Origin of the sequence: Psychrobacter sp. Pi2-51, assembly GCF_904846665.1 — a bacterium.
Lineage (GTDB): Bacteria > Pseudomonadota > Gammaproteobacteria > Pseudomonadales > Moraxellaceae > Psychrobacter > Psychrobacter glaciei.
Genome location: NZ_CAJHBP010000012.1, coordinates 70604 through 82013, shown reverse-complemented (window position 1 = coordinate 82013; position 11410 = coordinate 70604). Strand labels below are relative to the sequence as shown.

The following is an 11410-nucleotide window of genomic DNA, read 5'->3' as shown; positions in this document are numbered from 1 at the left end:
ATTAAAATTTTTATTGTATCGTTTTTTTTATTACACTATCGTCATTTATCAGAAAATCATAAGTCCAATCATCCCTGCCCGTTGTCGCTATTATCCAACCTGTTCTAATTATGGCAAACAAGCTTTAGCGTGGCATGGAGTGCGAAGAGGCAGTTGGCTGTTGTTAAAACGCATTGGGCGCTGTCACCCATTAGGTGGCCATGGTATTGATTTTGTGCCTCTGCCCTTAGCGTTTTATAATTACCAGTATTTGCCCTCTACTAAGTTGGGCAACGCCAAAAACTCTGGCTTTGGGGTGTATCGAGACGATAAGAGTTATGTGAGCCGCTTAAACTATTTGCTGAAGACCACATAGAATAGGTGCTCGACTGGCTGTTTTGTTAGGTCTTCAGAGTTACCCACAAGTTATCCACACTCTTGGTATCATTCGAGGTGGATTTTTAGTAAAATGATGCACATTTTATGTAAATGACTGCCAATACTGTTGTCATGGCGATAATAGATAACGGTGCTTTGTGTTCATGACACATGCCCTAATTTTTCATTCCCTAATTTTTTAATCTAGGAAAGGTTTATGCAAAAGATATTTCGGGTGATGATCATCATTGCGATGCTAATCACCGCTTATCTGCTGATTTTGGCATGGCGAGATGATTATGCCGATGCACCAGCTGTAGACACGGTACCAGAAGCTGCAACGTCAGTAGGTGCTGACATTCCATCTACGACTGGCGCAGCAGGTGATATTCCGGTACAGACACTACCTGTGGATAACGCGACTGCTGTTAACGGCACTGTGACGGCTACTCCGGCGAAAGATGCTGGTTTGATTACAGTTACTACCGATCGCTATGATATAAAAATCAATCCAGAAGGCGGTGATATCGTTTATGCTGCTCTCAAGCAGTATGACGCGACGCTCGATAGCGAGACGCCTTTTGTACTATTAGAAAATAATAGCAATCGCGTTTACGTGGCTCAGTCTGGTCTGATTGGTCAAGACGGTATTGATACTGCAGAAGGTCGTGCCAATTATAGCCATACTGCTAATAACTATGTAATGGAAAAAGGGCAACAAACGTTGTCTGTACCGCTTACTTATAAAAAAGATGGCGTGACGATTACCAAGACCTTTACCTTTACGCAAGACAAATATCCGATTGATATCAGTTATCAAATTCAAAATGCCTCTGCCGCAGCGTGGCAAGGACAGATGTTTGCGCAGTTAAAACGTGATGATAGTAAAGATCCTGGGATGTCTGATAAAGGCGCGCTAAGCATGGCGACGTATTTGGGCGGCGCTTGGGGCACACCTGATGATCCTTATAATAAGTTGAAGTTCGGTAACTTTAGTGATGGTGAGTTAACGACAACCAGTGATAAAGGCTGGGTCGGCATCGTGCAGCATTATTTTGTCTCTGCATGGACGCCTGAAAATTTCACGGGTAAGTTCTTCAGTCGTGAAACTGCTGATGAGTATTTTATCGGCTTTAACAGTCAGCCAGTTAATGTTGCACCGAACAAGCAAGTCACACTAAATGCAACGTTATATGCTGGGCCGAAAGTACAGTCTGAGCTTAAAGATGTGGCAGTTGGCTTGAACAAAACGGTCGATTATGGTCTGTTATGGCCAATATCGAAGATCTTATTTGCTATCTTGGACGGCATCCATAAGGTAATTGGCAACTGGGGTTGGTCAATTATTGTACTGACTATCTTGGTTAAAATTGCTCTCATGTGGTTCTCAAACAAGAGCTACTACTCAATGGCGAAGATGCGTGCCATCGCACCGCGACTTAAAGTGCTCAAAGAAGAGCATGGCGATGATCGCATGAAGATGTCGCAAGAAATGATGGCGATCTATAAAGAAGAGAAAGTCAATCCGATGGCGGGTTGTCTACCTATCTTGATGCAAATGCCGATTTTCTTAGCACTATATTGGGTACTGGTTGAAAGTGTTGAGTTGCGTCATGCCCCGTGGATCCTATGGATTCAAGATCTATCAGCGATGGATCCATGGTTTATTTTGCCATTGCTAATGGGCGCATCGATGTTTGTACAGCAACAGCTAAATCCGCAGCCCGCTGACCCAATGCAAGCAAAGGTAATGAAATTCTTACCGATTATCTTTACTGCATTCATGCTGTTCTTCCCAGCGGGTCTGGTTTTATACTGGACAGTGAACAACTTGTTTAGTATGACTCAGCAATATATCGTTAATAAGAAAGTTGACGAAGAGCAAAAGCGCCGTACGGTTAAAGTGCTCGACTAATCGACAAGTAGTTAGCTCTATAATAAAAAAACCATCGCATAAGCGGTGGTTTTTTTATACGTCAAACCTAGTATTTGCTTATATTGGTACGCGCTAAAAAGCGCAAAATCCCGCTATGTAAAGATTGCTTTGTCAGCATGCTTTTAGCCGTCTATAATGGGGTTTTTATCTATTGAGAGTAAGCGTGAATTCTGTCGAAGTGACATTAGCACTTGGTTCATCTGAAAAGCCTGATTCCTCTAAAAATCATAAATCATCTGGATTGGCCACCATTGCTGCAATTGCCACACCGCTTGGGCGCGGTGGTGTTGGGGTTATTCGTCTGTCAGGTGCGCGTGCTTATGACATTGCCTGTCAGCTCACTGGTAAGGCTGTTTTTGTTCCGCGTATGGCCAGCTTTTGCCGTTTTTATCAAGAGGATGGCACGACCATTGATGAAGGCTTAGTGTTGTACTTTAAGGGGCCGCACTCATTTACTGGCGAAGATGTGATTGAGCTGCAAGGGCATGGCGGCATGATTTTGCAAAATCAGCTGCTAGCACGAGTGTTTGAATTGGGTGCAAAACAAGCCAGTGCAGGGGAGTTTTCTTACCGCGCTTTTGACAACGATAAGCTGGATTTGGTACAGGCAGAGGCTATCGCTGATGCGATTGATGCGACCAGTGCCGCGGCTGCCAGTAGTGCTATACGCTCGCTAAGTGGTGAGTTTTCACAAAAAATTAATGAATTGCTTGAGCAGCTTATTCATCTGCGTTTACATGTTGAAGCCGCCATTGATTTCCCTGATGAAGAAGATGTTGATTTTTTATCTGATGGCGTTATACAAACCAATCTTGAGAACACGCAACACAAGATACAGCAAGTACTGTCGACCGCAACACAAGGTCAGCTATTACGTGATGGTATTCACGTGGTATTGGCAGGCAGACCAAATGCTGGTAAATCGAGCTTGCTGAACCGTCTAGCAGGACAAGAGCGCGCTATCGTCACTGATGTCGCAGGTACGACACGCGATACGCTACAAGAGACCGTGGTACTGAATGGTTTGACGCTGCACCTAACTGATACGGCAGGGCTACGTGATACGGAAGACACCGTAGAGCGTATTGGCATTGAGCGCGCGCGTACCGCTATTACGCAAGCTGATATGTTAATGATGGTCTACGACGTGACTCGCGACCTTGAAGAAGAAAGTACGCCACTACAGCTGGCTGAGCAGTTATTTGGCAAGCTACCAGAGGCTAAGCGATTATTGATTATTGCCAATAAAAGCGATTTATTAAACGGTTTGAGTGACGAGGATGCCATGTCCGCTTCACAGATTGAAATAAAGAATCGTGGTTATGAACAAGTTAATGTTTCATGTGAAACAGGCGCTGGTATCGATACATTGGTCGAAGCGTTGTGTGCTAAAGTGGGTTTCCATCCGCCCGAAAACAGTCTCATTGCCCGTACGCGGCATTTAGATGCACTCAGACGCACAGCAGACTATTTGGCAGAAGCACACGAACAATTAACCGTCTTTCAGGCAGGTGAGTTGGTGGCTGAAAGCTTACGTCAAGCTCAGCAAAGCTTGGCTGAGATTACTGGTGAGTTCAGTGCCGATGATCTACTGGGTAAAATTTTTGGCAGCTTTTGTATTGGCAAGTAGCTTTTTTAAGCCAGCATAATTAATGGCTTTGTTGAGCCGCGCGATTAAATCGTCGATGTTGCCGCCTTTAATATTAAGACAAGGAAAGTAGTATGCATTGCCCGTATTGTAATGCGTCAGAGACCAAGGTAATTGATTCACGGCTGGCGGCAGAAGGTGCGCAAGTTCGTCGCCGCCGTTCCTGTAATAGTTGCCAAGAGCGTTTTACCACGTTTGAGATGGTAGAAGTGGTAATGCCAAGAATTATCAAATCAAGCGGTAAAATTGAGCCTTACGACAATGAAAAGCTGCGCCGCTCTATACTTTTGCCGCTACAAAAGCGTCCGATCACGATTGATGAGCAAGAGGCAATGATTAGCCGGATAGAGAAGCGCGTACGGCAAATGGGTGAGCGTGAAATTAGCAGCAAGGTCTTGGGCGAGATTATCATGAGCGAGCTTAAAACGCTTGATGATGTCGCTTATGTACGCTTTGCCAGTGTTTACCGTGACTTTCAAGACATTGATGCTTTTCATCAAGAAATCGCTAACATCCGCCCCACCGAAAAAACTGACGATAACGTTAAGTAGGGTCTGTTGAACATTCAAATATTAGGACTGCTGATCGCTAAAATCACCCCAAACGTTGTTGTAAACCTAGATAATGTCGAGACCTTAGCTAGGTTTACAACAACGTTTGGGGTGATTTTAGCATCAGCCTTTCAGGGCAGGGCTATTTTTTGCCAATACATGGCGAAATTGTCTACCCTAAAACGACTAGGCGTCAAAAATTTCACTGCGTATTGTCTAAAAAACAGCCACTGCCAGTTCCACATTTGAATATTCAACAGACCCTAGTCTTTATGAGCTACTTTCTTATTAAGTGTGACCTCTTTATGACGCTCTCAAACCATCAACTTTCAAACCATGAACAAAATGCTCAAGACCAGTATTTTATGATGCTTGCTATCGAGCAGGGTAAGCGAGGTCTCTATACTACGAGGCCCAATCCAGCGGTAGGATGCGTTATTGTTCAGGCAGAGTCTATTGTCGGTCAAGGCTTTCATCCGAAAGCAGGGGAGCCACATGCCGAGGTGTTTGCCCTGAAAGAAGCAGGTATGCGAGCAGTAGGGGCAACTGCTTATGTAACCTTGGAGCCCTGTAGTCATACAGGACGTACGCCACCTTGTGCGCTTGCGCTGATTGCTGCGGACGTTAAGCGAGTGGTGATTGCAGGTCTAGATCCCAATCCACAAGTCGCTGGACGCGGTGTACGTTTACTAGAAGAGGCAGGTATTGACGTCACTATTGGTGTATTAACGCAGCAAGCAGAGGCCTTAAATCGCGGATTTTTGAAAGCAATGCGCACTCAGATGCCTTATGTCCGCCTTAAGATTGCCACCAGTCTTGACGGTCGTACCGCGATGGCGACAGGGGAGTCAAAGTGGATTACAGGTGCCGCTGCCCGCGAGGATGTGCAAAATCTGCGAGCCCGTAGTGGGGCGATTATCACGGGTAGCGAAACCGTTATCGCTGATAATCCTCAATTAAATGTACGCTCAACTCAATTGGGCGTACTATCTGAGCAAGTTCCCGCTCCCAAAGTTGTCGTACTCGATAGGCGTCAGCGCTTAGCGCACAGCTTACAGTCTGATTATCAGTTATGCCGCCGTCCTGAAACACTATATTGGCATGAAGATAACTTAATGTCATTATTAAGGAATTTAGTCAGCGAGTATCAGTGTTATGAAGTATTGGTTGAAGCTGGTGCGAGCGTGGCAGGCAGCTTTCTAGCCCAGCAGCTGGTCGACGAGCTTATTGTTTATCAAGCGCCTTGTTTATTAGGAGCACAGGCTCGCCCAATGGTTGACTTTAATCCACTATCGTTGGCGCAGCAGCTGCGTTTTGATATCGATAGTTATGAACAAGTTGGCGCTGATCTTAAACTGACCTTATTGCCTTTATAACTCGGTTGTCTCTCACTGGCCTGCTCACAATATGCGTTAGATGTGTGCGGAATGTGGATAAATTAGTAAATCTATTTATGGTTTCACATGGAACTGTGTATAACTTTGTTTCACATGAAACGGAAGAGTCCGTTTTTGTGAATAATATTAATATATACGTATAAAAATCAATGCTTTATGGTTTATTGTGAAAGTTTTTAGGTTTCTATGCCGACTCTGATTTTCTGTGGATAACTTGGTGAAAATACAGGTTTTTAATAACATAAGGGTTGATTTACTATGACTTATCCACAACTTATCCCCTATTACGCTTAAAATAGGTGTGTTTCACTTAAAAGCTGTGTGTTTCACTTAAAAGTTAAGGCAAGCAAACGTTGCTATTAATATTGATAAATGTTAATACGTTGTCTATGACGACAATATAATAATGAAATGAGGTTGATATGTTTACCGGAATTATAGAAAGTGTCGGAAAGGTTAAATCCATGCAGTCTACGGGTGGTGATATACGCTTGACGATAGAGTCTGATGGTTTAGATTTCAGTGATGTGAAACTGGGTGACTCTATTGCTTCTAATGGTATTTGTTTGACGGTTGTGGATTTTGGCAGCAATCATTACTCGGTTGATGTCTCACGTGAAACAATTGCGCATACAGCGTTAGAAGATTTAAAGCCAGGTCATATCGTTAATTTAGAGAAGGCGATGTTGCCAACCACACGTTTTGGCGGCCACATTGTCGCAGGTCATGTGGATGGTGTCGGCGTCGTGCGTAAGTTGCAAAAAGACGCGCGTTCTATCTATATTGAGATCGAAATACCGCAAGAGTTGGCGCATTATACAGCCACCAAAGGTTCTATTACCCTTGATGGTATTAGCCTCACTACGAACTTGGTACGCGATAATATCGTCTCGTTAAATATCATCCCGCACACCGCACAAGTCACCAATATTGCTCAGCATTGGCTGGTAGGTGATAAGGTTAATGTTGAAGTGGATATCGTCGCGCGCTATTTGGAGCGGCTGTTAACCAAGTCACAAACTGACAGTAAGACAGCGCACAATACACCAAGTAATATCACTGAGACTTTCTTGGCTGATAATGGCTTTATGAGATAGTAAGTAAAAAGAGTAAGTAGGGTTTTTCAGCATATTATTTATATTAACTAAGGCGTGCCCTCATTTTGATAATGATAAAAATGAGGGCACGCCTTAATTTTTAATAAGGCTCTGTAACACTGTTTGTAGCTTATTTTTATTGATAGGCTTGGTCAAAAACTCATCCATCCCTACGGCAAAGCAAGCGTCACGATCCTCTGTCGAATTGTTTGCCGTCAGCGCCACAATAGGAATGTCATTTCCTTGTGCACGAATGGCCTGAGTCGCTTGTAAGCCGTCCATAACCGGCATTCGGCAGTCCATCAAAATAAGCGCAATCTCTTTATGCTGCGCTTGCAATTGACTTAACGCCTGCTGGCCGTCTTCTGCGACCACAGTACGATAGCCAAGCTTGGTTAATATCTTACAAGCTATTTTTTGATTGGTCGGACTGTCTTCTACTACTAAAATAAGCGGCGCTGCGATCTCATCGTTGACAGTATCTGTGATCACGTTATCTGTCTCTGTTACCAGTGCGCCATTTTCTTTATTCACTTTTTGGATTGGTGCGAATGTCTGTCTGGCTGGAAGGGTTAAGCGCAGCAGCTCAGATAACAATAAAGCACTGTCTAAAGGTTTGGCCAAAAAACCATCACATTGATCTAACAGTACAGAGGAGATACGGCGCTCAGGCTTCATGCTCAGCAGTATTTTAGGCATTGAGATAGTGGCCAGTAATTGGCTTAAGGCCTTACGCCGGTTATGACTGATTGTTTTATCGTCTCCTTCTGCTGGTTTAGGAAATACGATAGTGTTGCTCTCATAATATTCATAATCTAGTAGCAGAATGGGTGCCAGTGTTTGCGCATTCTCGGAGAGCTGTTTCGCTAACTGCCTAATGGTCGCACTATTGATCGAGGTATGAATAGTAGCTGGTATGGATAGATAGTCGCACAAACGTTGCAAATGTTCCGCACCCAGCGTTTGATTCATCACTGCAACCAGATGAATATGAGTCAATTGTTCATGAAAACGATAGACTGGCTGATAGTTTGGACGATGACAAGGCAGGTATAGATCAATGCTGATACCTTCATCGGCGGTGCTATTTGACTCAATAAAGCCGCCCAATAATTGTGCAAAACTGTTCGCCGTATTGAGTTCTAAAATTGCTTCAATAGAAGGCTGCTGTACAGGATAGTTGGCTGGGTTGTTTGCTTGATTGATATAAGTAAAATGCTGCGTTTGCTGCTGCGATGGGTTGCTCGTCCCAGTACTTTGTAGGCCAAACTTCACCCAGTTATGCGGATTTTTTGTTGTGCTGTCTTCGCGGATAGCCAGTGGCTCATTCTTGGTGGCTGGTGGTAAAGGGTTGTCGGTAATTGCTTCAATCGTTAGAGAAACAGAGCCCGCAAGAGTGGATGTGATGGTACTGTCTAATAAATTTAGTAAAATTTGGCACAAGCGTTTGTGATCCGTACTAATATAACGCGGGCAGCTGGGGGCAAAAAAGTAATGCAGCTCGAGCCCTTGTCGCCGAGTATCATCTGTGACTAAGTCATTAACATGTTGTCCCAGTTTGTAGATGTCGACAGACTCAATCCTAAGACGGGTTTTCTTGACGTCGAACTCTCCTACACCCAGCATGTCATTGAGCTTCGTTAACATAGAGTCGCTCGACCTCATTAGCGTCTGTAACACCGCATTCTGCTGTACAGAAAAAGTCTCGGGATTCATGGCTTCAAGAGTGTCGATTATAGTCTCTAGTGGTCTATGCAACTCATGATATATAGCGGGTTTGAGCCCATTAAATTCGTCGATTTTTCCTTGCAGCTGTTGGTTTTGTTGTTGTAGATGCGCGTTCTGATGGATGATTTCATTGACATTATTAAGCAGCACTGTAAAGCCATGCACTTGTCCGTGCTCACCAAACCAAGGGGTAATGTGCAACTGATAGGCTTGTTGATTCTCTAGACCGTGAACGTTTAGAGTACGGGTGACATACAAGTTAGAGAGTTTTTGTAGTAGTAGCTGGGTGGGTTCATCGTCAGCCGAGACAAAATCCGTCAATTGATAGTTGGTATCGCTTTGAAATGGGGTGGCAAATATCTGCTCAAAACGTTGATTAAAAAAGCTGATCTGACCGTGACGCATGATCATGACCATCGGTAGCGGTGCTTGCTCAACCAAACGCTCAAGACGATGTTGCAGGGTTTGTATACGTCGGTGGTTACTATGGAGTTGGTAACTGATACGACTGAGCGCATGACCTAGGCGCAAAAACTCAGCCGTAGAATTTTTGTTAATAAACGGTGGCGGCAGATAAGCGTCTTTTGCCTTGCTACTTAAATTATCGGTATAAGCTATCAGCTGTTGCCAGTTACTTTGGCGATTTAATGTATAGAGTAACGCCATGATGAAGAACATAATCGCCGTCATTAGCGGTAGCCAATAGCGATAAGATATCCAGTCTATCTCAAGTGGTTTGTGGCGTAATATGATATAGAGTTTGTGACCACTCTCAAGCTCAATGGTTCCTGTTAAATTACTAGAGTTGAGCTTATAGGCACTATAATTATTGCTATCAGAAGGCAGTGAAGTAAGGACATTAGGGAAGGTGACGGTGGCAAATGCACTCTCATTAGGACGGACATAGCGATGAATATGAGTCTGCCCAGATGGCATCATAGAAATAATCTGATAACTAACACCTGCAAAAGAAGGCTCGGTCAATATTTCTTGAAGGTCAGAGTTTAGAGGTTCTGCGTGTTCAGTAACGGCATGCTGCAATGACTCAAACGTGTCTATACTCTGCTGATGATTATGCGTGTTTAGGTCATCAAACTGCGCGAAGTAATACAGTGACAACATGGCCAGCAGTGTCACTGTATAAAAGAGCAGCAAACGCTGTAAAGACTGAAACTGTTGCATGAAAGCCTGACCCTATATCGGAACGATAAAATACAATTATGATGAGTCTGTCACCAATCTGATAAATGCGCGACACTTGTTATGGGTCTGTTCTATGTTGATAAGTCGTTTAGCTCACTATAAGTGATGACACGCCCTAGTGTTACTAGTGACAAGCGACAAGCGACAAGCGAGAGATCATTGAATAAAAAATTCACTACGTGTCAATAATGAGTTCCCGTAGTACAAATACAAAGACTTCCTATATATAAACCTCTTCATAAGAGGGTGTTAAAAAGAGATCGTGATGGGCTTTATTGCTATTATAAAGATAAATGGGCTTATTAGTAACGCTGGATTGACACTATTACAATCATGGCACAACGTCGTAAACTCACCTATAATGGGCATATCAATCATATATTATAATGCATGACTATGAACACAATTGCTTCCGCCTCTGATCTGTCTATGGATTCTACTAAACCTCAGCAAAATCCCATTCTTGGTGCTCAGCAGGGTACTAGCCCTTTAAGGCTAGTATTTGCGGGGACGCCTGAGTTTGCAGCGATTAGCCTAGAGGCTTTGATTCGCCAACAAGAATCCCTGAATATAGAGATTGTCGCGGTGTACACTCAGCCTGATCGCAAAGCAGGTCGCGGACAAAAACTCTCAGCTTCTGCTGTCAAGCAAGTGGCATTAGCCAATGATATCGCTGTAGAGCAACCGCTCACCTTTAAAAAATCTAGCACCGAAGGCATGGCGGCGCGGCAGACCTTGCGTACTTATCAGCCAGACGTGATGATTGTCGCCGCTTATGGCTTGATATTGCCTATTGGTGTATTGGACACGCCTACTTATGGTTGCCTAAATATTCACGCTTCATTATTACCACGCTGGCGCGGTGCTGCACCGATTCATCGTGCACTCTTGGCCGGAGATGATGAGACAGGCATTACTATTATGCAGATGGACAAAGGCCTTGATACGGGCGACATGCTTTATAAAGTCAGCGCCAGTATTGAGCCTACTGATACGGCCGCCAGTTTGCATGATAAGATGGCTGAGCTTGGTTCGACGGCCATTGGCACTGTGCTACAAGACTTGGTACATTACCAAAAACAGGCTGTATCTCAAGATGACAGCCAAGCCAACTATGCTGAAAAGCTGGTCAAAACTGAAGGCGAAATCGACTGGACGCAATCCGCTACTGAGATTGAACGAAAAATTCGTGGACTGACCCCCTGGCCGGGTGCTTATACTTTCTTGGCCGGGCAACGTGTCAAAGTATTGGCTAGCTTGCCTGTGAATGCATCGCAGCAAACCAATGAGTCTGTTGGCACTGTTATCAGTATCGGACGCAAAGCGATTTTAGTCGCTTGTGGCAAAGAGAGCGAAGCTGAATCATTAGCCACTACTTTAGCCATTACTCACTTACAGTTTGCCGGTGGTAAGCCGATGACTGCTGAACAAATTTGCCATGGCAATCAGCTAAATGATGGCGATCAATTTATGGCAGAATCAAAATAGCTTTT

At 44.1% G+C, this 11410-nt stretch carries 8 protein-coding genes; 7 read left to right on the top strand and 1 reads right to left on the bottom strand.

Annotation, left to right across the window (positions count from 1 at the left end; translation table 11 throughout):
• The first annotated feature begins 13 nt into the window (after positions 1–13).
• From yidD to JMY08_RS08345, 6 genes are all read left to right on the top strand, one after another.
• The gene (gene yidD, locus JMY08_RS08370) at positions 14–355 is read left to right on the top strand and encodes a membrane protein insertion efficiency factor YidD (protein WP_201592838.1); all 342 of its coding nucleotides are present in this window, start codon (positions 14–16) and stop codon (positions 353–355) included.
• Between the two features lie 219 nt (positions 356–574).
• Positions 575–2272, top strand: coding sequence for a membrane protein insertase YidC (gene yidC, locus JMY08_RS08365; RefSeq protein WP_189583885.1), 1698 nt, complete (start codon positions 575–577; stop codon positions 2270–2272).
• Positions 2273–2534: 262 nt separating this feature from the next.
• Positions 2535–3923, top strand: a complete 1389-nt coding sequence (mnmE, locus tag JMY08_RS08360) for a tRNA uridine-5-carboxymethylaminomethyl(34) synthesis GTPase MnmE (protein ID WP_201592837.1) — start codon at positions 2535–2537, stop codon at positions 3921–3923.
• A 92-nt stretch (positions 3924–4015) separates the two neighbouring features.
• Entirely contained in the window at positions 4016–4492 is a 477-nt protein-coding gene (nrdR, locus tag JMY08_RS08355; protein ID WP_010197173.1) for a transcriptional regulator NrdR, read from the top strand.
• Between the two features lie 305 nt (positions 4493–4797).
• A complete protein-coding gene (gene ribD, locus JMY08_RS08350; RefSeq protein ID WP_201592834.1) occupies positions 4798–5868 on the top strand; it encodes a bifunctional diaminohydroxyphosphoribosylaminopyrimidine deaminase/5-amino-6-(5-phosphoribosylamino)uracil reductase RibD in 1071 nt (356 codons plus the stop codon).
• Between the two features lie 443 nt (positions 5869–6311).
• On the top strand, positions 6312–6986 hold the full coding sequence (locus JMY08_RS08345; RefSeq protein ID WP_201592833.1) for a riboflavin synthase: 675 nt from the start codon (positions 6312–6314) through the stop codon (positions 6984–6986).
• A 93-nt stretch (positions 6987–7079) separates the two neighbouring features.
• Here the strand turns inward: JMY08_RS08345 and JMY08_RS08340 are convergent, their stop codons facing one another.
• The gene (locus tag JMY08_RS08340; protein WP_201592832.1) at positions 7080–9896 is read right to left on the bottom strand and encodes a response regulator; all 2817 of its coding nucleotides are present in this window, start codon (positions 9894–9896) and stop codon (positions 7080–7082) included.
• Positions 9897–10313: 417 nt separating this feature from the next.
• On the opposite strand from JMY08_RS08340, the gene fmt reads away from it, so the two are divergent.
• Positions 10314–11405 (top strand): methionyl-tRNA formyltransferase, encoded by a 1092-nt coding sequence (gene fmt, locus JMY08_RS08335; RefSeq protein ID WP_201592831.1) that lies wholly within the window; start codon positions 10314–10316, stop codon positions 11403–11405.
• Positions 11406–11410: the final 5 nt, after the last annotated feature.